This is a genomic window from Hyphomicrobium sp. ghe19 (assembly GCF_902712875.1).
GTDB lineage: Bacteria > Pseudomonadota > Alphaproteobacteria > Rhizobiales > Hyphomicrobiaceae > Hyphomicrobium_B.
Window position 1 is genome coordinate 386,002 of the sequence record NZ_LR743509.1, and the last position, 23,341, is coordinate 409,342.

Below are 23,341 nucleotides of genomic sequence, written 5' to 3' on the forward strand. Positions count from 1 at the left end.
TGGGGTGCTGGAGCCCTTACCGCTACCGCGGCGGGTGCCACAAAATGAAACGGCGCCAGAGTGTTCCCCTGGCGCCGCGCAATTCGGTTCCGGCTAAGCGGAACTCGGCCATTAATAGCGGTAATGATCCGCCTTGAAGGGGCCTTCGGGCTTGACGCCGATGTAGGAGGCCTGATCGGGGCTGAGCTTCGTCAGCTTGGCGCCGATCTTGGCGAGGTGGAGCCTTGCGACCTTCTCATCGAGGTGCTTCGGCAACGTGTAGACCTCGTTCTTGTACTTGCCTTGGTTGATGTGCAGCTCGATCTGCGCCAGCGTCTGGTTCGTGAACGACGCGGACATGACGAACGAGGGATGGCCCATCGCGTTGCCAAGGTTCACCAAGCGGCCTTCCGAGAGAAGGATGATGCGCTTGCCGTCCGTGAATTCGATCTCGTCAACCTGCGGCTTGATGTTGTTCCACTTCAAGTTCTTGAGGCCGGCAACCTGGATCTCGTTGTCGAAGTGGCCGATGTTGCAAACGATCGCGCGGTCCTTCATGCCCCGCATGTGTTCGATCGTGATGATGTCCTTGTTGCCCGTTGCCGTTACGAAGATGTCGGCGCGCGGAACGGCGTCTTCCATCGTCACGACTTCGTAGCCTTCCATCGCGGCCTGCAGTGCGCAGATCGGATCGATCTCGGACACGATCACACGGCAACCCGCGTTCCTGAGCGAGGCAGCCGATCCCTTGCCGACGTCGCCGAAGCCCGCAACCATCGCGACCTTACCAGCCATCATCACGTCGGTGCCGCGGCGGATACCGTCGACGAGGCTTTCGCGGCAGCCGTAGAGGTTGTCGAACTTCGACTTCGTGACGGAGTCGTTGACGTTGATTGCCGGGAAGAGGAGCTTGCCGCTCTTCTGCATTTCATAAAGGCGGTGGACGCCGGTGGTCGTTTCTTCCGACACGCCCTTGATGGATTTCGCGAGAGACGCGAACCAGCCCTTGGGCTTCTCGGCCAACGTCTTCTTCAGAAGTGCGAAGAACACTTCTTCTTCTTCGGAGCCGGGCTGATCGAGGAAGGCTGTGTCGCCGTTCTCTGCGCGCAGACCGAGGTGCACGAACATCGTCGCGTCGCCGCCGTCATCGAGGATCAGGTTCGGCATGCCGCCGTCGCCCCACTCGAAGAGCTTGCGCGTGTAGTCCCAGTAGTCGGTCAGGGTTTCGCCCTTCCACGCGAATACGGGAATGCCGGCGGCTGCGATGGCTGCCGCGGCGTGGTCTTGGGTCGAGTAGATGTTGCACGAGACCCAGCGAATGTCGGCGCCGAGGGCTGCCAGGGTCTCGATCAGGACGGCGGTTTGGATCGTCATGTGCAACGAGCCGGCGATGCGCGCGCCCTTCAAGGGCTTGGAAGAGCCGTATTCCTCGCGCGTCGCCATGAGGCCGGGCATCTCGGTCTCGGCGATGGCAATTTCCTTGCGTCCCCAGTCGGCGAGGCCGAGGTCCTTGACGATGTAATCCGTGAATTTCGTGCTCATAGGGCTCTTTTCCTCATGGATGCGCCTGCAATGCGGAGGGCTGCGTGGTGCATGAACGTGCACGCTTTGGCCTGTCGGGCCGCGCAAACTGTCATTGCCCGTTGCTATACCGAACTCGGGCACCTCACGCAATAACATATAAGCAAGTCTTTATGTCCCGCCGAGCTTCGATTGAACGGCGACGACGAGACGATTTCGCGCGTGAACGAAAAGTAAATTCAAAGCATAGAATTTATCTAAAACTGAGTATTTCTAGTATATCTCCGGTTAATCTCGATAACAACTCGGCATATCGCATTAATTCGACTTAAATCAACAAGGCCGCAGGGTGACGTCAAAGTATTCACCGGAGTCGGTCGATGAAGTTCGCGTCTTTTTCGCTGCGGCGTGCGCTGTGCGGTTATTGGAAGGCGGGGGATCTCCCAGCGGAGCGTCCGAGCGGGATGACGGCGTTCTGCCGGTTCGCCGCCGATTCGCGGGGCGACGTCGCGATCCTGTTCGGTCTCATGACACTCGTGCTCGTCATGATGATCGGGTTGGCGGTGGACTATGGGCGGCTCGTCAACGCGCGTAATCAAACGCTCGAAGCGACAGACGCAGCGGTGCTGGCCGGCGCTCGTGCACTTCAGACCAACGGTGGCGATCAAGCTGCCGCTATCAAGGTGGCGCAGGCATTCTATAAGCAGGCCGTTCAGAGCCGCATCTCGGTCGTTTCCAACTCCGATACCGTCGACTTTGCCGTCACCGACAACGGAACGGCGGTTGTGTCCAAGGGCAACGCTCAGATCTCGACGCCGTTCATGAGCGTGGCCGGCGTGAAGACCTTGCCGCTTCTTCATGCCGATGGGTCCGATTATGCCAAGGCCGTTCTTGCGGTCGGGGGCAACGCGGAGCTCAACCTCGAAGTCAGCATGATGCTCGACATCACGGGGTCGATGAAGGGGCAAAAGTTGACGGACATGAAGGCCGCGGCCAGCGATCTCGTCAACATCGTGGTTTGGAAAGATCAGAGCAAGTATACGTCGAAGATCGCGATCGTTCCGTTCGCGTACGACGTGCGTCTTCCGGCTGCGGCTTACAAGAAGGCGACGGGCACGACGGCGACGACATTTCCCAATCCCTGCGTCGTCGAACGTACTGGTACACAGAAATATACCGACGCGGCACCACAGTCAGGCCAGTACGTGATGATGCATAACGTGGGCTCGACGAAAAACAACAAGACGACGTACAGTCCGACTTGCGACGTTGCTACGGCTGCAGAGGTTCTTCCACTTACAAGTGACAAGACTTCGCTGCTTGCAAAAATAAGCGGTCTTGCGACCGCCGGCAGCACGGCCGGGCATATCGGTACTGCCTGGGCCTGGTATATGTTGGCTCCCAACTGGTCTTCGTTGTGGGCTTCTTCAAGCACGCCGGCCGCTTACGGCACGGATAAGCTGAAGAAGATTGCGGTCCTTATGACGGACGGCGAATACAACACTCAGTACACGACGAATGGTGTTCCCGATGATTCGAGCTCGCTCACGAAATGCCCGAATGCGGCGAACGGAGTGTGCTCCAGCGCGCAGGCGATATCCCAGTGCACCGCGATGAAAGCAAAGGGTATCGAGGTTTACACCGTCGGCTTCCAACTCGACAACCAGACAGCGATCGACACGCTGAAGAGCTGCGCGACCGATATCAATCACTTTTACAACTCGACGACCGGCGATGCGCTGAAGGCGGCGTTCCGCGATATCGCGCTGAAAATCTCAACGCTTTATCTTTCGCAGTGATGGGTTTTTGATTGCACTCGGCGACTCCCCTTGCGGGAGGCCGGCCGCCGAGTGCGGAGGTTGGCGAGGGATCAGATCAGGCGTCGCCGACGCACTCTTCGTCGAAGCCCGCTTCGACCAATCGGACGAGAGCTTGGAGTGCTTCTGGGCCCTGCGGGCCTTCGGCTACGATGTGGAGCTCAGATCCCGGACCTGCGGCGAGCATCATCAATCCCATGATCGATGTTCCGCCGACGGAGTTGCCGTGGTGTGTGACCGTGACGTGCGCCTCGTAGCTTTCAGCGCATTTGACGAACTTCGCCGAGGCCCGCGCGTGCAGGCCTTTGACGTTGCGGATGATGACGACGGCTTCCGGTTTCAGACTGTTGACCAGTTCAGGCATTTTTTGTTCTCAGCCGCCGGAAAGCTCTTGGCTCGCGACCTTGATATATTTCTTGCCGGCGTCGCGCGCCATGATGACAGCTTGGTCGAGCGGCGTGTCGCCGCGAATGCTGGCAAGCTTCACCAGAATGGGAAGGCTGATGCCAGCAATCACTTCCGCCTTCGTCTCATCCATAACCGAGATGGCAAGGTTGGAAGGTGTTCCGCCAAACATGTCCGTCAAAACGATTACGCCTTTGCCGTTATCCACTCGCTGGACCGCGCTCAAAATTTCCATGCGCCTCGCTTCCATATCGTCGTCCGGGCCGATGGCGATCGTTTCCAGCGACTGCTGTTTGCCGACGACGTGCTCGAGCGCGTTGCGAAATTCTTGCGCAAGCCCGCCATGCGTGACGATGACAAGTCCGATCATGAGCGACGGGCCATTTCATTCTCGTGCGGCAAGTTCGTGTTTCGCCGCCGTATGGCGCGGAAATTGGCAAGTGTTTGGAGCGGGCGCAAGCAGTTTCTGGACCTCATTCAGGCCTTTGGTTGCACACGTGGCTGGGGGGCCATGTCGATGGCTGCTACAAGTTTCAAGGGACTTGAGCTCTCAAAGGGCGATAACCGGATAACAGGTACGTCCAATCCCAGAATATGGGCAAACTGCCAGGGGTCTGGAAATCTTTCGATCGCGCCGTCGCGGACGAGATCGACAACGAGAACGACGTTCCCTTCGCCGACGGCATCAACCTCAAGGATGCCAATGCCCCGCACTTCAAGCTTGCCGCGCAACTGAGCCGGGGCGCTAGCGCGCAGGAAGTTGCCCTCCTGCTTCAACACAACTTGGTCGTCCGAGACCAGCAGAACCTTATCCCGAACGATCGAGGACCGCGGGAGAGCCAGGCACCGGAATGCAAGATCGGACTTGCCGGAACCCGAAGCTCCGCGGATCAAAGCCACACGGCCGCCAATGGCGATGGCGGTCGCGTGGACGCGCTCAACTTCTCCAGACAAGTCCGGGTCCTACTGTCGCCAGCGGCAGACGGACGGTGAAGCGAGCGCCCCTTGGCGCCTGCACGCTGTTTGATCCACGGTTCTCCGCGAAGATCTCACCGTTATGGCTGACGACGATTTCGCGGGAAATCGACAGGCCGAGCCCTGAGTTCTTTCCGCGCTTGGCATCGGTCTGCGGGCGGTCACTGTAAAACCTATCGAAGATCTGGGCGAGCTTATCCGGCGGGATGCCTGGCCCCTCGTCCTCGACCGATATTTCGATCTTTCTGTCGTTCAGCTTGGCGCGAACCGTTACGGTTCCGCCTTCCGGCGAGAACGACAAGGCGTTGTCGATGAGATTCGTGAAGACCTGGCCGAGGCGCCCGTCGTTGCCGCGCACCGTGTAGGCTGCGGCCGTTCCAGGCTCGACGATCAGGCGGATGCTGCGCGTGTCGTCGGCAAGCATCTCCGTGAATAGGCTGTTGACGCTCTCCAACACCGTGCGGACATCGACGGCCTGCATTTCCTGCCGGGCGAGTTCGGCATCGAGACGCGATGTGCTCGAAATGTCGTTGATCAGCCGGTTGAGCCGCTTCAACTCGGTCTGGATCTCTTGCACGAGCTCGGTGCGGTCGGCGTCGGATCGCGCGTAGGCGAGGGCTTCGGCCGTCGAGCGTGCAGCGGCAAGAGGATTTTTCAATTCATGGGCGACATCGGCCGCGAATTTCTCGCTGGCTTCGATGCGCCGATAAAGTGCGTTCGTCATCGCGACGAATGCACGGCCCGTCTGCCCGACCTCGTCACGGCGTTCGGTGAGATCCGGCAGCTGTTCGCGGGCGGAGATATTCTGCGTCACGCGGTTGGCTGCTTCCGAGAGGCGACGCATCGGCCCTGCAACCGTTCTCTCAAGAACAAGCGAGCTGCCGATCGCGACCAGCAGCGCCATCGCCGCGATCTGCAAGATCAGCCAACGCTCGTCCCAAAGAACATCGTCGATGTCGCCGGGATTTGTAGACAGGAGGAGGACGCCCAGAATTTTATTGCCGCGTTTGATGGGCTCCGCCATCGACACGATTTGCTGGCCGTGCCGGTTGAGCAGCAAAATGGGGGTTTCGACGCCATTCTGCGCGGCGCGCTGCACCTCCGGATAGAGAAACCCGTTGGCGGTGCCAAGCTCGCGATAGACCTTCAGTTCCTTGTTGATCACCCAATAGTGGAGCCGGGTCCAAAAATTCTTGAGCCGTGGGGCGGGTTCATCGGCGGCGACCGCAACGGCCTCGGCGGTCGGATCATCGTTCGAAAAGAGCGTCTCGCCGTTGAGGATCAACGTCCCCTTGGCGGAATAGATGCGCGCTTTGAGGTTTGCCGGACCCACGAGCTTTTTCAGAATAATCGCGGCTTGATGTGGATCGATGGGCAATTCGAGCGCGGCGAACGCATCGTCGCGCTGGGCTCTTGCCATCGTTTTCTCAGGAATTCGGTTCGGATCGAAAATCGCGCGCTCGTTGACCGCCCGATACGCGATCGCCTCCGACGTGATGCGTGAGACCGTTTTTACGACGTCGACTTTTGCGTCCAGCAGCCAGCCGTGATGGAGGCTGAGATAGAGCATCGCAAACAGGAGGCCAGCGAGCCCCAGGACGTTCGCCAGAAGAATGCGCCGCCTGAGGTTTTTTCCGATGACGCGGCCGATGAAACTTTGCGACAGCCAGCGGCCGGTCGCGGCGCTCGCTCTCGCGGCCGCGGCACGGAAATCAATTTTCGGTTTCTTCACGCCTGTTGAAGGCGCGGAAACGTCCGCAGCGCTTCTCAGCGTTGCGGCCGCCGCAATGTCATTGCTGTCGAGCGCCATCCCGTCCCCGGTGGCTGATCGGCCGCCTACTCTTTGAAGCGATAGCCGACGCCATAAAGTGTTTCGATCACGTCGAAATCGTCATCGACCTGTTTAAACTTCTTGCGCAATCGCTTGATGTGGCTGTCGATCGTGCGGTCATCCACATAGACCTGATCGTCGTAGGCTGCATCCATCAGGGCGTCGCGCGTCTTGACGACGCCCGGCCGTGTCGCCAGCGCCTGCAAGATCAGGAACTCCGTCACCGTCAACGTGACGCCCCGGTTATCCCAGTGGCATGTGTGACGCTCGGGATCGAGCTTCAATTTGCCCCTTTCGAGCACGCGCTTGGCTTCGTCTTCCGTCGTCGTGCCGTCTTTGGGGGCCACACGGCGCAAAACAGCCTTGACGCGTTCGACGATGAGCCGCTGCGAAAACGGCTTGGCGATATAATCGTCGGCCCCCATCTTGAGGCCGAAAAGCTCGTCGATTTCCTCATCCTTCGAGGTCAGAAAGATGACCGGCATCGCCGACTGCTGACGGACGCGGCGGAGAAGCTCCATCCCGTCCATGCGCGGCATCTTGATGTCGAATATCCCGAGATCCGCCGGCTCTTCAGTCAGCGCTTCGAGTGCCGAGACCCCGTCCCCATAGGTTCGGACCTTGTAGCCCTCGGCCTCCAGGGCCATCCGCAGGGAGGTCAGGATGTTCCGCTCGTCATCGACGAGCGCTATGGTGCTCTTTTCCTTCATCTGTTCCTCTTGTGCCCCTCGGCCGCAGCGGATGTGCACCGCGCCAGCATTAGGCGCTTATGGCGGCATGGTGTACCAATTGTGGCGCCCCGTCCAATGGACGCCGGAGGCTGAATGGCCCCTGAATAGGCGACCACGCCTTCAACGGCAAGCGAACTGGGCGATTTGTGTGGTCACAACTTCCAAATTCCGCTTGTTTGCCGCGTTTCTTGCACTCATCCTCTGCATGAAGACGAATCTCAGAATATTCAAACGGTAACATTATGTTACCGGTTTTTTCGTGTGACATTAGCATGCTGCCTCCAATTGGCCCCAGTTTATGGTAGGTCCTTCGCCACCAGCGTCATTTGGGCCCAATGACCCTCTTTTGTGCGGCACAAAATGACTCGATCGGGCGTTGCTTTGCAGGTGCAGAGACTTAGATGCGCCGCAGCGTCTATTTTATGGGGCTGACATCGATGGCTGAATTGTTCCCGACGCTAACTTCGCAGCGCGTTCGTCGAAACCTCTCGGAGGCTGAACTCGTCGAGTACGGCATCCGCCGAGGCGAAGGGAAGCTCGCCGCGAGTGGCGCGTTCGTCGTCGAGACGGGTCAGCACACCGGCCGTTCGGTTCAAGACAAATACATCGTTCGCGACGCGGAGACCGAAGGCGCGATCTGGTGGGACAACGCCCGCGGAATGACGGAAGAAGAGTTCGACCGTCTGCTCGCCGACTTCATCAGCTTTGCGCGGCACAAGGAGCTTTTCGTTCAGGACCTTTTTGCTGGCGCGGAAAAGGGCCACCAGCTCAAGACGCGTATCGTGACCGAGTATGCTTGGCAGTCGCTCTTCATTCGCAATCTTCTTCGCCGGCCCGAGCCAAGCGAGCTCGAGGGCTTCCTTCCGGAATTCACCGTCGTCGATCTGCCGAGCTTCCGCGCTGCGCCCCTCTACCACGGTACGCGCTCCGAGACGGTCATCGCGTGCAACTTCACCAAGCGCATCGTTCTCATCGGCGGCACGAGCTATGCGGGCGAGATCAAGAAAAGCGTGTTCTCGTTCCTGAATTATATTTTGCCGGGCAAGAACGTCATGCCCATGCACTGCTCGGCGAATGTCGGCAAGGATGGAAGCTCGGCTGTCTTTTTCGGCCTTTCGGGAACCGGCAAGACGACGCTTTCGGCCGATCCTTCGCGCGAACTGTTGGGCGACGACGAGCACGGCTGGTCAGACAACGGCATCTTCAATTTCGAGGGCGGGTGCTACGCGAAGACGATCCGACTGTCGAAATCCGCTGAGCCGCAGATCTGGGCCGCCTCGAACCGCTTCGCAACGGTGCTGGAGAATGTCGTCATCGATCCCGCTACGCGCGTTCCAAACTTCGACGACAATCGGCTCGCGGAGAATGCCCGCTCCGCCTATCCGCTCGACGCGATTGCCAACGCGAGCGCAACCGGCACTGCGGGTCATCCTAAAAACATTGTGATGCTGACGGCGGATGCTTTCGGAGTGCTGCCGCCGATTGCGAAGCTGACGCCGAGCCAGGCGATGTACCATTTCCTTTCGGGGTTCACGGCGAAGGTCGCTGGAACGGAGAAGGGCATGGGTCCGGAACCGCAGCCGACATTTTCGACGTGCTTCGGCGCGCCGTTCATGCCGCGTCATCCCAGAGTTTACGGCAATCTCTTGCGCAACCTCATCGCGCAGCATGGCGTCGATTGCTGGCTCGTCAACACGGGTTGGACGGGCGGCAAGTATGGCGAGGGGACGCGCATTCCGATCAAGGTGACGCGCGCGCTTCTCGAGGCGGCTCTTTCCGGTGATCTCAAGGATCAGCCGATGCGGATCGATCCCGTTTTCGGCTTCGCAGTACCCGTTGCGGTCGCGGGGGTCGATCCGAAATTGTTGACCCCGCGCGAAACGTGGGCCGATCCGCAAGCCTACGATGCGATGACCGCGAAGCTCGCGCAGATGTTCCACGATAATTTCGCGAAGTTCGCGCCATACGTCGATTCCGATGTGTTGAAAGCGAGCCCGGTGCAACATCCCAGCGTCGCGGCGGAGTAAACGGGGCAAGCTTCGCCTGAGATCTCCTTAAGCCGGCTAATTGCCGACGGTTCGCCGTGCGCGTTGGGCGGCACGGGGCCATTGCTCACCTCCGGCGCTGCGCATAAACAAGTGCCGCGCAATCAATCGGCACGAACTTACGAGGCTGCATCAAATGGGTACCCGCATTCCATTCGCCCGTCCGGACGGCAAGACCGCGGAAGGTTACCTGTCGCTCGCCGGGAAGGCGAACGCGCCCGGCGTTGTCGTCATTCAGGAATGGTGGGGTTTGCAGGATCAGATCAAAGGTCTGTGCGACCGGTTTGCGCTCTTGGGTTATGATGCGCTGGCGCCCGATCTCTACAACGGCGTCGTCATTCCCTATCACGATGCGGATGCGGCGAACGCCGAGATGAATTCGCTGAATTTCCTCGATGCAGCGGATCAGAATGTGCGGGGCGCGGGGCAATTTCTGTTGCGGTCCAGCCCGAAGGTCGCCGTTTCGGGCTTCTGCATGGGTGGCGCGGTTGCCGTGCTCGCCGCCTGTCGCGTGCCGGAATTTTCCGCGGTGGTCTCGTTCTACGGCCTGCCGCCCGCAGCAGTCGCGAAGCCGGCTGACGTGAAAGTGCCTTTCCAGGGGCATTTCGCCAACAGCGACGATTTCATTACGCCGGCGATGGTCGATGCGTTCGAGACGGGCTTGAAAGAGGCGGGCAAGCCCGGTGCGTTTTACCGCTACGACGCGAGCCACGCGTTCATGAACGAACAGCGCTCCGTGCACGATCGTCACTGCGCCGAACTCGCTTGGGAGCGGACGAGCGAATTTCTGAAGAGACACATCGGCTAGGCGCGCCGCACCAGCTATTCAAGATCTGGTCGCTGTCATCCTCGGGCTTGGCCCGAGGATCCATTTTTCAGCCGGCGCCGGTGCTTTTTGCCCGATGGATCCTCGGCATGAAGCCGAGGATGACAAGGCGGGGGCAGCGCCGCTCTTTTGCTAGCTCCGGAAATCGGCGAGCGTCAGAAGCGGTTCGAACTTCAGTCCGGCGGCTGCGAACGTTTCGGCTGCACCGTCGAGCCGGTCGACGACGGTGATGACGCTGACGATCTCGGCGCCGGCGGCGCGCAGAGCATCGGCTGCCTTCAAGGCCGAACCGCCGGTCGTCGTCACGTCTTCGACGACAACGACTTTCTTGCCGGCCATGCTGTCGCCCTTGGCCAGCCCTTCGACGAGTGCCTGCGTGCCGTGTTCCTTCGCCTGTTTGCGAACGAAGAACGCGGGCAGCTTTCGCCCTTGCGTGTAAGAAACGGCGGCTACGCCCGATGCGATGGGCACCGCGCCCATTTCGAGGCCGCCGATCAAATCGGCTTCGACGTTTTCCAGCTGATCGAGGATCAGTGACGCAATGAGGTAAGCGCCCTCGCTGTCGAGCATCGTCGGCTTCATATTGAAGTAAAAAGTCGAGGTTTTGCCGGAGGCGAGCTTGAACGCGGGGCCTTCCTGAAAAGACCGCTCTTTGATGATCTCGATGAGCCGGGCGCGGCGAGCTGTGCGATCAGCCGATTTTACTGGCATGCGGTAGTTGAGCCCTTGCGTTTTCTGCGTTCGATGCGCAAACAGCCGAGTTCCGGAGGCATGTCAAGTTTCGAAGGACATATTGTGGTGGAGCGCCAACGCGCAATGTGGAACTGGTGGGCAACGATCGCAGCGCGGCCGTGGGCGCCATCGCTTGCCCTTCTGGGTTTATGCCTCGCGGTCTATTTGCCGGGCGTCTTGCGGCTGCCGGCGGTCGATCGGACCGAGATCGTTTATGCTGAAACGACGCGGGATATGGTGGCGCGGGGCGATTGGACCGACCCGCGTTACGGCAGCGTCGTCCATCAATACCGGCCGATAGGCACGTTCTGGGCGCAGGGCGCGGCAGGATGGCTCGCCGGTGACTCGCTCGCGCGCGACATCAGCATCTACCGGATCCCGTCATTGCTGGCGGTGACGCTTGCGGTTCTGGCGTTATTTTGGCTCGGGCGCGGGCTGGTCGGTGCGGAAACGGCGCTGATCGCGTCGGCGCTTTTCGCGGTCGCGCCGCTGACGGTGCTCGTTTCGCAACTCGCCATCGCGGAGGGGCTATCGCTCTTGCCTGCGACCGTCGCAATGGTCGCGTTGGCGCGCATCTATACCAAGCTGGACGAAGGCTATCCGATAGCTCTCCTCTTCTGGATTGCTCTCGGTTTCGGCGTTCTGATCAATGCTCTGCTCGTGCCCATCCTCGTCCTCGCGACGCTGATCGCGCTTTATGTGATGGATCGGGATCTGACGTGGCTGAAGCGCTTGCGGCCGCTCATCGGTGTTCCGATCGCGCTCGCTATCGGGGCGTCGTGGCTGATCGTTCGCGCGCACCAGGACGGAACGCCTTTTGCCGGGATGGGCTGGCGCGCTTTTCTCGGCGCACTCGGCGGTGCGCAAGATATGAAGCTCCGCGCTTTCCCGGGCACATTCGTGCTCGCTCTCGTCCTCGGCTTTCTTCCGGGGACGGTGCTGATCGGCTCAGCGTTCAAGCGCTTCTGGGGAAGCCGGGACCAGGCCCTTTCGCGGTTTCTGCTCGCATGGGTGATCGGATACCTCGTCTACCTCGAAGCGCTCTCGTCGAAGCCCGGCACCTACATGGTGCAGGCGATGTTTCCGGCGCTCGCGCTCGGCGTTGCGATTGTCGTGACGAGCGAGGGCGGACTGGGCAAGCGTCCTGCGTGGAGCCTCTTCACGACATGGCCGACATACTTCGCGGCGCTGCCGCTCGCGGTTTTTGCGGGCGTCTATCTTTTTACGGGCGAGGTTCCGGGAATCATACCGGCCGTGCTGATTGCGCTCATTGCCGTGCTCTTCATCTGGAGTGGACGCCTTGGCTCGGAAGGACAGCTTCGGCGCTGGGCCGCAGTCGGCGTTGCCGCGCTCGGTCTTTTCGCCATCACGCTGCTCGGCGTGGTTCTGCCAAGTATCGACAAGATCTGGCCCGCGCAGCAGCTTGCAAAAGCTATTGCGGCCTGTCCCGGGAAGAATGCGGCCCTCATCGGGTTCCGCGAGCCGTCTGGCCGGTTCGTGCTTGGCATTCCTCCCGACCGGCAGTTGCCGGAAGCTCTCGCGGAGAGTGTGGAGGCCAAAATTCCAGCGCTTTCGATCGTCGAGGACCGGTGGAAGAAGCGAACGAACTGGACGCTCCAATCGAAGTCGCTCGCGCCCCTCCCGCCGCCTATCGGCTGCGTCTCGGCCTACAACGTGATGCGCGGCTGCCCATTGCATTTCCGGATCTATTCGCCAAATCCGACAGAGCCGTGCACCATTCCGAGCGAGTTCGCGTGCCCCGAAAACACGCCGAAGGCAGGCCCCGAGAAATCAGGCGACTGTGACTGACCAGGGTTCGTCCCTTTCTGGCCACTGCCGGTCGGGGCGCCTGGATGCTATATGAGACTAAAATAGCGCAAGGATTGTTTTGAGATGTTCAACCCCGAACGCCCGCCCGAGATCATCGCGCAGCGCTGGCTCAACTCCGACACGAAGCGCACGCTGAAGGCCGAGAAGGGCAAGGTCGTCGTTATCGCGATCTGGCAGCTCGCATGTCCGGGCTCGCAGAAGTTCGGCCTGCCGCAGGCCATGCGCCTTCGCGGGAGCTTCACCGAGGACGAGGTGGCGGTGCTCGGCCTTCACATGGCCTTCGAAAAGTTCGACGAGCAGACGCCCGAGAAAGTCGAAGCCTTCCTGAAGGAAAATGGCATCACCATTCCTATCGCGCTCGACAAGCCGAGTGCTGAAGGTATTCCGGAGACGATGAAGGCATACGAGCTGCAGGGTACGCCGGCGCTGTTGATTTTCGATCGTCAGGGGCGGTTGCGGCGGCACTATCTCGGCGCGGTCGACGATTTCCGGCTCGGCGCGGAAGTGATGGCGTTGCTGATCGAGGACAAGGATAGTCCGCGCGAAATGTCGATTGCGTTGGAGCGCAAGCTCGCAGCGGCGCTCGTCGATCCCGAGGCGCACCATCACGATCACGGCGATCAATGCGGCTGCGGTCACGATCACAGCCATGATCATGGTCACGGGCATGATCATGCCCATGACCATGGGCACGGCGAGCCGGGGCACGTACACGGGCCTGACTGCAAACACTAATGGCTGAAAAGCGAACAGAGACCGACGCGAAAACGGAGGATACGCAAGATCCTCCGCCTGGGTCCGGGCTCAGCCGCAAGGAACGCGCGCAGGTTCGCGAGTCGGTCAAGCCACGACCGGCGGTCATCTACGAGATCATACGTGTGCAAGGGGAGGCGGAGTTACGCCGCCCCGCTTCCGCACTTTGGTGGTCCGGCATCGCCGCCGGCATCTCCATCGGCTTTTCATTTCTCACCGAGGCAGCCCTTGCGGCGCACCTTCCGGCGTCGGAGTGGACACCGATTGTCGCCAAGCTCGGCTACGCGGTCGGCTTTCTGATCGTCATCCTCGGCCATCAGCAGCTTTTCACCGAAAACGTCCTGACCGCGGTGCTGCCGGTCATGGCGCGGAAGAAATTCCACTGGTTCATCAAGATGCTTCGCCTCTGGGGCATCGTTCTCGCGGCGAACATCGCCGGTTGTTTTATTTTCGCGTTTGCCATCGTTCGGCTGCCGATCATTTCGCCCGATCTCGGACCATCGCTGGCGAATATCGTCACCAGCGTGATGAGCAACACGCCGGTGGAGATGTTCGCCAAGGGCATCGGCGCGGGCTGGCTGATCGCGGCGCTTGTCTGGATCATCGCGTCGACGGAAGGCGTCGAATTTCTCGTCATATTGCTGCTCACCTACCTGATCGCATTGTTCGGATTTACCCACATCGTCGCCGGCAGCGCCGAAGCGATATACGGAATGCTTACGGGCCTCATCACGCTGGAGAAGGGATTCTTCGGATTTTTCCTGCCGACGCTCGCAGGCAACGTTTTCGGCGGCACGGTGCTTTTTTCGTTGCTGAGCTACGCGCAGGTGCGCGAAGAAATTTACGCGGAACGCGCGGACCGCTGACGCCCGACTTTCTTGCGCCACCCGAATCACGCTTTTCTCCGCTCTACAAGTCGAGAGCGGAGAAAGCTCATGGTCGAGCGAGCAGGCGGACGAGGGACGAAGGCGCAGTCGGGCGAGGCCGAGGCTGTCAGCGCGCGCCGGCGGTCTGCACGGGCTTCCGGTGCCAGCGACGCTTCTTCGCGACAGGTTGCGCAAAGCAAGAAGACCATCGCGCTCGTCTATGATTTCGACGGCACGCTGTCGCCGCGTCCGATGCAGGAATACGCGTTTCTTCCCAAGCTCGGCATCGAGCCGAAGGAGTTCTGGGCGGAGTGTACGCGCGTGTCGAAGGCCGAGCGCGCCGACGCGCTGATCACCTACATGCATCTGCTCTACAAGAAGGCGAAAGAGAAGGGCGTCCGCATCGACCGCGCCGATCTCGTCGCCCAGGGCCGGAAGGTTGAGCTTTATCCCGGCGTCGAGGCCTGGTTCGAGCAGATGCACGCCTACGTGAAAAAGCGCGCTGGGGATGCGGGCATCACCGTGAAGCATTACCTCGTGTCGTCGGGGCTGACGGAGATCATCGAGGGCACGAAGATCTATCCGCACTTCGCCAACGTGTTTGCGAGCGAGTATTGGTTCGACGCCTACGATCTGCCGTTTCCGAAGCGCGTCATCTCCGACACCGGCAAGACGCAGTTCCTCTTCCGGATCAACAAGGGCATCGAGGATCTCGGCGAGAACATCAACGCACACATGCCCGAGGATGAGCGGCCGATCCCGTTTTCGAATTTCATTTATTTCGGCGATGGCGATACGGACGTGCCGTCGATGGCGCTTCTGAAGAAGAACGGCGGCCACGCGATTGCCGTGCATGATCCGGGCGAGAGCGAAGCGAAGTGCGTCGAGCTTTTCAAAGCCGGCCGCTGCGATTTCTACGCGGGCGCTGATTACCGCAAAGGCTCGGATTTATTCAAGCGCACGTGCCTGCTGCTCGATCGCATCATCGCGGATGTGCGGGTGAAGGAAGAGGCGAGGGGGTTGGGGTGCTCTTAGCAGTCGGTAATATTAGGGGAGGCTTTGTTTGAAGGTATTTTGGTCATGGCAAAGCGATACGCCCGGGAAAATTGGCCGCCACTTTGTGCGCGAAGCACTTGAGCAGGCAATAGCAGAGCTTAACAGCTCCGACGAGCTGAGTGAGGCTATGCGTGAGATTTCGCTGGATCACGACCGTAAAGGCGTTCCGGGCTCGCCCGACTTAGCGAACACCATTCTCGAGAAGATCGCGGCAAGCGACGTTTTCGTTGCTGACGTCACCGCGGTAGGCACCGCGGGGCAAGATTCTGATAAGCGACTAATAAACTCCAACGTCGCAATCGAACTGGGGTATGCGCTGCACGCGTTGTCGGACCGGCGGCTTATAATGGTAATGAATGAAGCTTATGGGAGTCGAGAGGATCTGCCGTTTGATCTTCGACACAAGGCCGGGCCGATTATTTTCGATCTTGGACCGCAAGCGTCAAATGTTGAGATCAAGAAAATCGGAGCTTCGCTCGCAGCTGAAATCAAAATTGCGCTGAAAGCCATACGCTCTTCATTCCCCTCGAATGCACTGAAGTTTGAACGACAATCTTCAAATATTGGCGATCCATCACGGTTTGTAGAGGTGGGTTCCCCAATAGTGTCTCATCAAAATAAAAAGTTTTTTATCCCTGAGAAGCCGGTCTTCTATTTGCGGGTGATTCCTACCGCAGCCGTTCCAGCTTTGAGACGAGCGGATGCTCTTACGATCGCGAGACAGGGGCCCGATCATCTTTGGCCATTCGGCGCAAGAGTCAACGGTGCGTCGTGGGAGCCGAATGCGCAGGGGGCGATCGCGTTTGACGCGGATTGGCCAGCTGGTGTGGTTCGGTCGGCAGCTCAGTTATTCCTTTCGCGGGAGATCTGGGGGTTCGATGCCGAATTGACGTCGAATCCAGAGGGATACGGGAATGCAATTCCGTGGGGTGCGGCAGAGCAAGCGTTTCGCGATATGTTGCCGAAATACCTCAAGTTTGCAGTAGAAAAGCTTGGGGTTTCGCTCCCGGTAGACGTTGTCGCAGGAGCATTTGGAGTTCGAGATTATGTCCTTCTCTACAGGAGGGATCCCTTCCGCGATGGCCTACCTGCTCTCCATGCAGATGTCGAAGTCACCACGCGCGTTGCTAGTTTACAGACTTCGGCGATCAATTCTGCGCTTCTGAAAATTTTCGATGCGTTTTTCGATGCGGCGGGCATTCAGCGCCCAAAGAACCTTTACGATTTTCCAGGAGAGCAATAAGAGAGCCGGTAATTCGGCATTTCGCGCATCACCGGCCTTCGATCTTGATGCCGGGAAGATCGACTTTGACCTTCGTCTGCTGCGAATCCCAGAGGAGATAGCCGAGCACGATCACGGTTCCGGCGAGCACTCCGATGACGACCGATCTGATGTCCATGGTTCCCTACCTGTGTTGGCTTTCATCATGCCATCAATCGGCATGAATTTCAGCTGTCAGTTTAGCTCATAAAAAAGCGACCCCGCAGAGCGGAGCCGCTGATGTTCGTTACGCTTCTACCTCAACGCGAGGAGGGACGCACGAGCCGTTTAGTAGCAGACCCAGACGAACTCATCGTACCGCGGCGACCAGCGCCAGCAGGAGCCGACGCCGTAGGCGTACCAGCGGCCGTGCCAGAACCGGCGTCCGTGATGGCCGTGGTGGCGGCCGCGGTTGAAATGGCGTCCGTAGTTTTTGCCGCTGCCGCGGTAATGATTTCCGCCGCCGCGGAAATGGTTTCCGGCACGATGTCCGCGATTCCCCATATGGCCGCCACCGCGGTGATGACCGCCGCTCATGTGATGGCCGCCGCCCTTATGACCGCCGCCGCCGTGTTGGCGTGCGTCTGCCGCCGCTAATGGCATCGCCAGCGCTGCGACCATCGCCGCAACAAATGCTAGACCTCGTTTCATGGTGGCTCCTTCTTCTTCTTGGTGGTGCCGCTCGACGGCTCAGTGCGCACCAGCGAATGATGCTACTTGCGCAAACGGCAAAGCCTCGCGATCAGTTCCGATCGGTCCGCAAAGTCGAGCTAAATTGGCTGCTAACTTTTATTTGCAGTTAAAGCGGCGCGATTTTTTGGAGGGTTGCGACGGATTTTCGATAGTTCTGCGTTAAGTCGGTCCGTTTTTCGTTTGCCGTACTGCAGCATCAGAGACCCAGCAGCCGGCGGAAAAATCCGCGCCCGGCTTTCGCTGCGGCTTCCCCGCTCTTGTCGACGCCGATCAGGAGGCCCGCGACGATGGTGTCGCCGTCTTCGCTCATCGCGAGCACCGTGCCGCCGCCTTCGCGCTGGCCGTCGCCGTAGATCCAGTCGGTGGCATTCGTCGTGTCGGGAACGGCACGGGCGTTGTAGGGCTCGCGTGTTGAATAAATGCGCGCGCTGAAGTCGTCGGGAAAATAGATCTGTCCGATGACGAGGCTCGTCTCGTTCAAGAAGACCTTGACGTGGATGTGTGGCGTGCGTCCCGGATACCATCCGGGGTAGACCGTGTTGAATGAAACGCGCCCATCCGCGTCGGTCATCTGCGTACCACGCAGATAGGTTTGGCCTTTCGTCGAGATCTCGCGCGATGCACCTTGGCCCGAATATCCGGAATAGATACCGGTCGCGTCTGCATGCCAAACGTCGACGCGCGCGTTCGCGATCGGCGTGCAGGGGCCAGCCTCGATGACGCGAAGCGAAAGCCGTAACGGCGCGCCAGGACGGCCTTCGGAAATATCGGATCGCACGAGCTTGGGATCGAAGTAGAACGGTCCTTCGACGGATTGAGGCAGAAGCACGCATTGGCCATGAGGTTGCTCGGCCGCAGCCGGCGTATCGCTCGCAGCAGACGCGGAGCCTGCCATGATCGCTGTTGCGGCCGGCGCTGCGAGCACGCCCGTCAAAGCCTGTCGACGCGATAGGGATTTGGTCATTGGCATTCTGTTCTCTTGAATTCAGCGAGCGCGCTGGAGTGGGCGCTGCTCTATCCGCTGAACATAGTAAATCTGCGCCGTACTTCATTGGCGCCCAAAGCGCGCAGACGCCGGGTTCAAATCGATTTCTATGCGAGTGTCAGTGTGTCTTGTCAGCGAGACTGGACGTGCGTCAGGCGCTCGGCTTTTTCGCGAGCAGACGATTGACGTGGCCCATCTTGCGGCCGGGCCGGGCTTCGCGCTTGCCGTAATGGTGGAAGAATGCGCCGGGTTCGGCTGCGATCTTTTCCCAGGCAAGAATGTCGTCGCCGATCAGGTTGATCATTTCTGCGGCCGGGCCTTTCAGCTCCGTTGCGCCGAGGGGCCATCCGGCGACGGCGCGAATGTGCTGCTCGAATTGAGATGTGAGCGCGCCGTCCATCGTCCAGTGGCCGGAGTTGTGGACGCGCGGCGCCATCTCGTTGACGAAGAGGCGGTCGCGGCCGTTTTCGGTGACGACGAAGAACTCGATCGCGAAGACGCCGACATAGTCGAGTTTTTCCGCGATCCTGTGGGCGATTTCGATCGCTTCCGCAGCGGTATCCGGCGCGACCGAAGCCGGCGCGACGGAGCGATGGAGAATGTGATTGCGGTGTTCGTTCTCGGTTACGTCGAAGGCACGGAACGCTCCGTCGACGCCGCGCGCCGCAACGACGGAAACTTCAGCGCGGAAATTCACGAAGCTTTCGAGGATCGACGGCTGGCCGTGCATGGCGGCCCATGCCGCGCCCGCATCCGCGCGCTTCAGGATCTTGGCCTGGCCCTTGCCGTCGTAACCCAGCCGGCGCGTTTTCAGCACGGACGGAATCTGGAAGCCGCCGTCGAGGACCTTTGTCAGATCGTCGAGGCTATCGATTGCAGCGAACTCGGCCGTCATTGCGCCAAGCTCGCGCGCCAGCGACTTCTCGTTCATGCGGTCCTGGGCGCACGCCAAAGCTTTGGCGCCGGGGCGAACGGGAATGCGGGCGGAGAGGAACTCGACGGTTTTGACCGGAATGTTCTCGAATTCGTACGTCGCCACATCGACGGCTTCGGCGAAGGCAGTGAGGCGTGCTTCGTCCTCGTAGGCGGCAACCGTGTATTTGGTCGCGACGTCGAATGCGGGACTGTCGGATTCGGGGGCGTAGATGTGCGACTTGAGGCCAAGGCGCGCGGCTGCCAAGGCGAGCATCCGGCCAAGCTGGCCGCCGCCGAGAATTCCGATTGTCGAGCCGGGAGGGAATGCGGTCATCGTGGTAGTCATTAAACCCGTACTGGCGTTTCGGCGACGGCAGCCGAATGCTGCTTGCGCCAGGCTTCAAGGCGCTCGGCGAGAGCAGTATCGGAGAGTGCCAGGATCTGAGCTGCCAAGAGCCCCGCGTTCTTCGCACCGGCTTCGCCTATGGCGAGCGTGCCTACGGGCACGCCGGCCGGCATCTGGACGATCGAATAGAGACTGTCCTGGCCTTTGAGCGCTTTCGATTCGATCGGCACGCCGAGGACGGGTAGCGGCGTCATCGAGGCCGTCATTCCCGGAAGATGGGCGGCACCGCCGGCACCCGCGACGATGACCTTGAGGCCCGCAGCCTTCGCGCCCTTGGCGTAGCTGTAAAGCCGCTCTGGCGTGCGATGCGCGGATACAATCTTGGTTTCGAACGCGACGCCAAGTTCGGTCAGAATGTCAGCGGTGAGCTGCATCGTCGGCCAGTCTGACTGGCTTCCCATGATAATGCCGACTTGCGGCCTGATCCGGCTCATAATGGCGTCCAAAGCCCCGAAAACGGAAACCGCGTCGGTACAGGAGCGAGGCCCAGTTTACAAGGGTTTACGGCGTCTCGCAGTGGAGAAAATGGGCGTCGCGGCCGCCGTTCGCCCAAATTGCGGGACCGGGCAGCGGTCCTGGCGGCATTTCGCTCGTCCTTAGGGCGCGGACCCAAGGAGATAGCTGATCGAATGGAAGAAGTTCTCGGGGCCTACATAGCCGGAGATGCGGCCCACTTCGTGCTGCGATTTGACCACCACGAATGTCGGCACGATGTCTACCGAGGCATTGAAATCGAGGTGGCCGGCGTCGACGTCGTTAACATCGACGAAGCGGACCGGCACCTTTTTCCCCTGTTCGGAGGTTTCGTAGGCCGGAAGCACGTCACGCCTGAAGATTTCGCAGTAAATGCAGCCCTCGGCTTCGACGACGATCAGTTCGAACGTTCTATCCGCGCTCGCCACAGTGTCCGTGTCGAGCCCGGCGCGTGACGCCGCCACAGGCGACAGCATCAACAACGCGAAAAGGATTACTCGGATCTTCATCGGCATGGGCGTTGTCTCGAGCTCGCAAGGAACTCGTCGAATTTAATTCAAACGCCGTCGGCCACCCGCGAAAAATGAAGCGCTAGTTAATTCCTGTCGCAAATCGAAACGTCGCTTGTGAGGCCGCGGTCAGGACTTTTTGCAGGTCACTGCGACCGTTTTGTAGGACCCGAAGCCGACGGAGCCGGCGCCGAATTGCTGGGCCATTGCATCGCCGAGTTTCTTCGCCTGGGCGTCCTGTTTCTCCGCGTCGGGATCGATAAGCGTCGCCGAGCAGCCCGCGGGTGCGGCTGCAAGCTTTATGGCGTCCGTCTTCTCGGGCTGGAAGTCGATGAAGTAGGACGGATCGAAGACGGCAAACGTCAGCCCCTCGGCATCGGCTGGCACGGGCTTGGCGAGCGGCAAATGAAAGTAGAGGCGCAACACCCCGTTCGTATATTCGAGACGAGCGCCAGTCGGGGGCGAGAATTCGAGCTGGTCCTCTCCGAGTTTCGCTAGTGTGAAGTAGTTGAACTCCTTCAGGCCATCCATGTTGACCTTCAGAAGCTCGGCCAGTTCGTGCTGGTCATACTTGCCGTCGTTGTTCGTATCGAGCCCTTCGAGCGCCATCGACGTGTAGGAGTCGTCGAAAGTCCACGCGTGATCGACGCCGCTGACGGCGCCTTTGTCGTAGTCCACGGTCAATACGTACGTGACCCACATATGCGGATGGGCGGATGCGGGGATGACGATGGCCAACATGGAAATGAAGACCAAAGCCAAGTGACGGTATGTCTTGCTGATTTTGAGCACGCTGAGCTCAGACCTTTCGTGCGATGGGAATCTCTTCGGCGACAGCTACGGACGCACATTTAACATGGCGAGATTGCGACGCCCTTGGTCTATCGAGTGGCCTAAGAGGCTTGCCGTACCAGTTGCGCGACGTTTCAAATGGTTGTTATAACATACGCTTTAGCGCAAAAGGAGATGGCGCATGATGGGTTCGGCGGTGCGGTATTCGGCGTTCTTCGTTGCTTTGGCGCAATTCTTCGTTCCGGGCGCGGAAGCCGCAGAGCCGCCGAAAGTCGTCGTCACGACGAAGCCCATTCATTCCCTCGTCAGCCGGGTGATGGAGGGTGTCGGCGTGCCCCAGCTCATCGTCGAGGGTTCCGCTTCGCCCCATACCTTCACGCTGAAGCCATCGACAGCGCGGGCCATCCACGATGCGGATGTGTTCGTACGGGTGTCCGATCAACTCGAACCCTTCACGCGGAAAATCGTGACATCTCTGCCCGCGAACGTCACGGTGTTGACGCTGGCGGGCGCGGACGGCGTCAAGCTTCTCGATCAGCGCAAAGGCGGCACCTTCGAAAAGCATGAGCATGGGCATGAGGAGGCGGCGGCTGAAGCAGACGCGCATTCCGGTGCCGCGGAAGAGCACGACGACGATCATGACGAGGATGGCAAGGACGGGCATATCTGGCTCGATCCGCAGAATGCCAAGGCGATCGCCGCCGATGTCGCCAAGGTGCTCCAGGCGCGATATCCTGAGCAAGCCGAAAAGATCAAAGCCAATGCGGCGTCTCTCATTGCCGATATCGACGCGCTCGACGGCGAGCTTACGGCGGAACTTAACGGCTCGAAGGGCAAGCCGTTCATCGTGTTTCACGACGCGACACAGTATTTCGAGAACCACTTCGGGCAGAGCGCCGCGGGCTCGATCACCGTCAGTCCCGATGTGCCGCCAAGCGCCAAGCGCCTGACGGAAGTCCGGCGCAAGCTGTCGTCTCTCGGCGCCGTTTGCGTCTTCACCGAACCGAGCTTTCAGCCAAACCTCGTGGCGGCCGTGACGGAGGGAACGCATGCGCGCTCCGGCACGATCGACGCCGAGGGCCAAATGCTGGCGCCCGGCCCCGGCCTCTATTTCGAACTCATGCGCGGCTTAGCCCACAATGTCGCGAGCTGCCTTAAGGGCGAGGAATAAGCAAGGCAATCGCGGAGCCCGTTGCCCGGTTCGCTATTGGGCTTGGGCTTCCGCCTCGCGGCCGTCGAATACGTATCCGGCGCCACGCACAGTGCGGATCGGATCGCTTTCGTTGCCACGGATCAGCGACTTCCGGAGGCGACCGATGTGAACATCGACCGTCCGCTCGTCGACTTCGGAGGACTGACCCCAGACGCGGTCGAGCAGTTGGCTGCGAGAGAGCACGCGGCGCGGGCTTTCCATGAAAACTTCGAGCATCCGGTATTCTGTCGGGCCGAGGCGAACTTCGCGAGGGCCACGCGTTACTTTGTGCGCGCCGCGATCCATCGTGATCTCGCCGGAGACGAGGATGTCGCTCATCCGCTCCGGCGAGGCGCGCCGAAGCAGAGCCTTGATCCTTGCCATCAACTCCTGAACGGAGAAGGGCTTCGTCACGTAATCGTCGGCGCCTGTCGTCAATCCTCGCACGCGGTCGGTTTCTTCGCCGCGTGCGGTGAGCAAGATGATCGGAAGACTTTGCGTCTCGGTCCGATTGCGAAGGCGCCTGCACAGCTCGATACCGGAGATCTTGGGGATCATCCAGTCGAGTATCGCGAGGTCGAAACTTTGCTCCGACAGAAGCAACTCTGCTTCCTCTCCATCCGCGGCATGCACGACGTCATAGCCTTCGGATTGAAGATTGTATTTCAGAAGCTCTGCGAGAGGCGATTCGTCTTCGACGACGATGATCTTAGCTGGCATGGCGTTTCGTCAGTGTTCCTTCAAACT

24 protein-coding genes are annotated in these 23,341 nt (G+C 60.1%); 9 read left to right on the forward strand and 15 right to left on the reverse strand.

The window, feature by feature from the left end:
- Positions 1 to 111 precede the first annotated feature (111 nt).
- On the reverse strand, positions 112 to 1,521 hold the full coding sequence (ahcY, locus tag AACL53_RS01775) for an adenosylhomocysteinase (protein ID WP_339081860.1): 1,410 nt from the start codon (positions 1,519 to 1,521) through the stop codon (positions 112 to 114).
- A 359-nt stretch (positions 1,522 to 1,880) separates the two neighbouring features.
- Between ahcY and AACL53_RS01780 the strand changes: the two genes are divergently transcribed.
- Positions 1,881 to 3,299, forward strand: a complete 1,419-nt coding sequence (locus AACL53_RS01780; protein ID WP_339081862.1) for a pilus assembly protein — start codon at positions 1,881 to 1,883, stop codon at positions 3,297 to 3,299.
- A 76-nt stretch (positions 3,300 to 3,375) separates the two neighbouring features.
- Here AACL53_RS01780 and AACL53_RS01785 read toward each other — a convergent pair whose 3' ends face one another.
- The 5 genes from AACL53_RS01785 to AACL53_RS01805 form a co-directional block, all read right to left on the reverse strand.
- The gene (locus AACL53_RS01785) at positions 3,376 to 3,681 is read right to left on the reverse strand and encodes an HPr family phosphocarrier protein (RefSeq protein ID WP_092863486.1); all 306 of its coding nucleotides are present in this window, start codon (positions 3,679 to 3,681) and stop codon (positions 3,376 to 3,378) included.
- A gap of 9 nt (positions 3,682 to 3,690) precedes the next feature.
- Positions 3,691 to 4,092 (reverse strand): PTS sugar transporter subunit IIA, encoded by a 402-nt coding sequence (locus tag AACL53_RS01790; protein WP_339081866.1) that lies wholly within the window; start codon positions 4,090 to 4,092, stop codon positions 3,691 to 3,693.
- Between the two features lie 107 nt (positions 4,093 to 4,199).
- On the reverse strand, positions 4,200 to 4,676 hold the full coding sequence (locus AACL53_RS01795; RefSeq protein ID WP_339081868.1) for an HPr kinase/phosphorylase: 477 nt from the start codon (positions 4,674 to 4,676) through the stop codon (positions 4,200 to 4,202).
- Positions 4,660 to 6,507 (reverse strand): stimulus-sensing domain-containing protein, encoded by a 1,848-nt coding sequence (locus tag AACL53_RS01800; RefSeq protein WP_339081870.1) that lies wholly within the window; start codon positions 6,505 to 6,507, stop codon positions 4,660 to 4,662. The genes AACL53_RS01795 and AACL53_RS01800 overlap by 17 nt, the downstream gene beginning before the upstream one ends.
- A 26-nt stretch (positions 6,508 to 6,533) precedes the next feature.
- Positions 6,534 to 7,238, reverse strand: coding sequence for a response regulator transcription factor (locus AACL53_RS01805; RefSeq protein WP_092863498.1), 705 nt, complete (start codon positions 7,236 to 7,238; stop codon positions 6,534 to 6,536).
- Between the two features lie 458 nt (positions 7,239 to 7,696).
- Between AACL53_RS01805 and AACL53_RS01810 the strand changes: the two genes are divergently transcribed.
- Entirely contained in the window at positions 7,697 to 9,286 is a 1,590-nt protein-coding gene (locus tag AACL53_RS01810; protein ID WP_339086854.1) for a phosphoenolpyruvate carboxykinase, read from the forward strand.
- A 154-nt stretch (positions 9,287 to 9,440) separates the two neighbouring features.
- Complete coding sequence (locus tag AACL53_RS01815; protein WP_339081873.1) at positions 9,441 to 10,112, forward strand: dienelactone hydrolase family protein; 672 nt, start codon at positions 9,441 to 9,443, stop codon at positions 10,110 to 10,112.
- Positions 10,113 to 10,262: 150 nt separating this feature from the next.
- On the opposite strand, the gene pyrE is transcribed toward AACL53_RS01815, so the two are convergent.
- Positions 10,263 to 10,841: an orotate phosphoribosyltransferase gene (gene pyrE, locus AACL53_RS01820; protein WP_339081875.1), complete on the reverse strand. Its 579-nt coding sequence runs from the start codon at positions 10,839 to 10,841 to the stop codon at positions 10,263 to 10,265.
- A gap of 60 nt (positions 10,842 to 10,901) precedes the next feature.
- On the opposite strand from pyrE, the gene AACL53_RS01825 reads away from it, so the two are divergent.
- The 5 genes from AACL53_RS01825 to AACL53_RS01845 all read left to right on the forward strand — a co-directional run bounded on the left by AACL53_RS01825 (position 10,902) and on the right by AACL53_RS01845 (position 16,610).
- Positions 10,902 to 12,671: a glycosyltransferase family 39 protein gene (locus AACL53_RS01825; protein ID WP_339081877.1), complete on the forward strand. Its 1,770-nt coding sequence runs from the start codon at positions 10,902 to 10,904 to the stop codon at positions 12,669 to 12,671.
- An 84-nt stretch (positions 12,672 to 12,755) separates the two neighbouring features.
- The gene (locus AACL53_RS01830; RefSeq protein ID WP_339081879.1) at positions 12,756 to 13,427 is read left to right on the forward strand and encodes a TlpA disulfide reductase family protein; all 672 of its coding nucleotides are present in this window, start codon (positions 12,756 to 12,758) and stop codon (positions 13,425 to 13,427) included.
- A complete protein-coding gene (locus AACL53_RS01835) occupies positions 13,427 to 14,311 on the forward strand; it encodes a formate/nitrite transporter family protein (RefSeq protein ID WP_339081881.1) in 885 nt (294 codons plus the stop codon). The genes AACL53_RS01830 and AACL53_RS01835 overlap by 1 nt, the downstream gene beginning before the upstream one ends.
- Before the next feature lie 69 nt (positions 14,312 to 14,380).
- Positions 14,381 to 15,346: an HAD family hydrolase gene (locus tag AACL53_RS01840; protein WP_339081883.1), complete on the forward strand. Its 966-nt coding sequence runs from the start codon at positions 14,381 to 14,383 to the stop codon at positions 15,344 to 15,346.
- A gap of 28 nt (positions 15,347 to 15,374) precedes the next feature.
- A complete protein-coding gene (locus AACL53_RS01845) occupies positions 15,375 to 16,610 on the forward strand; it encodes a hypothetical protein (RefSeq protein ID WP_339081885.1) in 1,236 nt (411 codons plus the stop codon).
- Positions 16,611 to 16,638: 28 nt separating this feature from the next.
- On the opposite strand, the gene AACL53_RS01850 is transcribed toward AACL53_RS01845, so the two are convergent.
- The 7 genes from AACL53_RS01850 to AACL53_RS01880 all read right to left on the reverse strand — a co-directional run bounded on the left by AACL53_RS01850 (position 16,639) and on the right by AACL53_RS01880 (position 21,402).
- Positions 16,639 to 16,767 (reverse strand): hypothetical protein, encoded by a 129-nt coding sequence (locus tag AACL53_RS01850; RefSeq protein ID WP_280140513.1) that lies wholly within the window; start codon positions 16,765 to 16,767, stop codon positions 16,639 to 16,641.
- A 149-nt stretch (positions 16,768 to 16,916) separates the two neighbouring features.
- Complete coding sequence (locus AACL53_RS01855; protein WP_339081889.1) at positions 16,917 to 17,279, reverse strand: hypothetical protein; 363 nt, start codon at positions 17,277 to 17,279, stop codon at positions 16,917 to 16,919.
- 238 nt (positions 17,280 to 17,517) lie between these two features.
- The gene (locus tag AACL53_RS01860; RefSeq protein WP_339081891.1) at positions 17,518 to 18,285 is read right to left on the reverse strand and encodes an intradiol ring-cleavage dioxygenase; all 768 of its coding nucleotides are present in this window, start codon (positions 18,283 to 18,285) and stop codon (positions 17,518 to 17,520) included.
- 172 nt (positions 18,286 to 18,457) lie between these two features.
- Entirely contained in the window at positions 18,458 to 19,555 is a 1,098-nt protein-coding gene (locus AACL53_RS01865) for a 5-(carboxyamino)imidazole ribonucleotide synthase (protein WP_339081894.1), read from the reverse strand.
- A gap of 11 nt (positions 19,556 to 19,566) precedes the next feature.
- Positions 19,567 to 20,061: a 5-(carboxyamino)imidazole ribonucleotide mutase gene (purE, locus tag AACL53_RS01870; protein WP_339081896.1), complete on the reverse strand. Its 495-nt coding sequence runs from the start codon at positions 20,059 to 20,061 to the stop codon at positions 19,567 to 19,569.
- 162 nt (positions 20,062 to 20,223) lie between these two features.
- Positions 20,224 to 20,616, reverse strand: a complete 393-nt coding sequence (locus AACL53_RS01875) for a hypothetical protein (protein WP_339081898.1) — start codon at positions 20,614 to 20,616, stop codon at positions 20,224 to 20,226.
- Positions 20,617 to 20,739: 123 nt separating this feature from the next.
- Positions 20,740 to 21,402, reverse strand: coding sequence for a DUF1007 family protein (locus tag AACL53_RS01880; protein ID WP_339081900.1), 663 nt, complete (start codon positions 21,400 to 21,402; stop codon positions 20,740 to 20,742).
- A 181-nt stretch (positions 21,403 to 21,583) separates the two neighbouring features.
- On the opposite strand from AACL53_RS01880, the gene AACL53_RS01885 reads away from it, so the two are divergent.
- On the forward strand, positions 21,584 to 22,573 hold the full coding sequence (locus AACL53_RS01885) for a zinc ABC transporter substrate-binding protein (protein ID WP_339081902.1): 990 nt from the start codon (positions 21,584 to 21,586) through the stop codon (positions 22,571 to 22,573).
- Positions 22,574 to 22,606: 33 nt separating this feature from the next.
- Here AACL53_RS01885 and phoB read toward each other — a convergent pair whose 3' ends face one another.
- Positions 22,607 to 23,314, reverse strand: a complete 708-nt coding sequence (gene phoB / locus AACL53_RS01890; protein WP_339081904.1) for a phosphate regulon transcriptional regulator PhoB — start codon at positions 23,312 to 23,314, stop codon at positions 22,607 to 22,609.
- Positions 23,315 to 23,341 lie beyond the last annotated feature (27 nt).

What these genes read in the sequence shown, in the direction of transcription:
- ahcY (WP_339081860.1), bottom strand. Translation starts at nt 1,521, where the DNA reads ATGAGCACGAAATTCACGGATTACATCGTCAAGGACCTCGGCCTCGCC.
- AACL53_RS01780 (WP_339081862.1), top strand. Translation starts at nt 1,881, where the DNA reads ATGAAGTTCGCGTCTTTTTCGCTGCGGCGTGCGCTGTGCGGTTATTGG.
- AACL53_RS01785 (WP_092863486.1), bottom strand. Translation starts at nt 3,681, where the DNA reads ATGCCTGAACTGGTCAACAGTCTGAAACCGGAAGCCGTCGTCATCATC.
- AACL53_RS01790 (WP_339081866.1), bottom strand. Translation starts at nt 4,092, where the DNA reads ATGATCGGACTTGTCATCGTCACGCATGGCGGGCTTGCGCAAGAATTT.
- AACL53_RS01800 (WP_339081870.1), bottom strand. Translation starts at nt 6,507, where the DNA reads ATGGCGCTCGACAGCAATGACATTGCGGCGGCCGCAACGCTGAGAAGC.
- AACL53_RS01805 (WP_092863498.1), bottom strand. Translation starts at nt 7,238, where the DNA reads ATGAAGGAAAAGAGCACCATAGCGCTCGTCGATGACGAGCGGAACATC.
- AACL53_RS01810 (WP_339086854.1), top strand. Translation starts at nt 7,697, where the DNA reads ATGGCTGAATTGTTCCCGACGCTAACTTCGCAGCGCGTTCGTCGAAAC.
- AACL53_RS01815 (WP_339081873.1), top strand. Translation starts at nt 9,441, where the DNA reads ATGGGTACCCGCATTCCATTCGCCCGTCCGGACGGCAAGACCGCGGAA.
- pyrE (WP_339081875.1), bottom strand. Translation starts at nt 10,841, where the DNA reads ATGCCAGTAAAATCGGCTGATCGCACAGCTCGCCGCGCCCGGCTCATC.
- AACL53_RS01825 (WP_339081877.1), top strand. Translation starts at nt 10,902, where the DNA reads ATGTCAAGTTTCGAAGGACATATTGTGGTGGAGCGCCAACGCGCAATG.
- AACL53_RS01830 (WP_339081879.1), top strand. Translation starts at nt 12,756, where the DNA reads ATGTTCAACCCCGAACGCCCGCCCGAGATCATCGCGCAGCGCTGGCTC.
- AACL53_RS01835 (WP_339081881.1), top strand. Translation starts at nt 13,427, where the DNA reads ATGGCTGAAAAGCGAACAGAGACCGACGCGAAAACGGAGGATACGCAA.
- AACL53_RS01840 (WP_339081883.1), top strand. Translation starts at nt 14,381, where the DNA reads ATGGTCGAGCGAGCAGGCGGACGAGGGACGAAGGCGCAGTCGGGCGAG.
- AACL53_RS01850 (WP_280140513.1), bottom strand. Translation starts at nt 16,767, where the DNA reads ATGGACATCAGATCGGTCGTCATCGGAGTGCTCGCCGGAACCGTGATC.
- AACL53_RS01855 (WP_339081889.1), bottom strand. Translation starts at nt 17,279, where the DNA reads ATGAAACGAGGTCTAGCATTTGTTGCGGCGATGGTCGCAGCGCTGGCG.
- AACL53_RS01860 (WP_339081891.1), bottom strand. Translation starts at nt 18,285, where the DNA reads ATGACCAAATCCCTATCGCGTCGACAGGCTTTGACGGGCGTGCTCGCA.
- AACL53_RS01865 (WP_339081894.1), bottom strand. Translation starts at nt 19,555, where the DNA reads ATGACCGCATTCCCTCCCGGCTCGACAATCGGAATTCTCGGCGGCGGC.
- purE (WP_339081896.1), bottom strand. Translation starts at nt 20,061, where the DNA reads ATGAGCCGGATCAGGCCGCAAGTCGGCATTATCATGGGAAGCCAGTCA.
- AACL53_RS01875 (WP_339081898.1), bottom strand. Translation starts at nt 20,616, where the DNA reads ATGCCGATGAAGATCCGAGTAATCCTTTTCGCGTTGTTGATGCTGTCG.
- AACL53_RS01885 (WP_339081902.1), top strand. Translation starts at nt 21,584, where the DNA reads ATGATGGGTTCGGCGGTGCGGTATTCGGCGTTCTTCGTTGCTTTGGCG.
- phoB (WP_339081904.1), bottom strand. Translation starts at nt 23,314, where the DNA reads ATGCCAGCTAAGATCATCGTCGTCGAAGACGAATCGCCTCTCGCAGAG.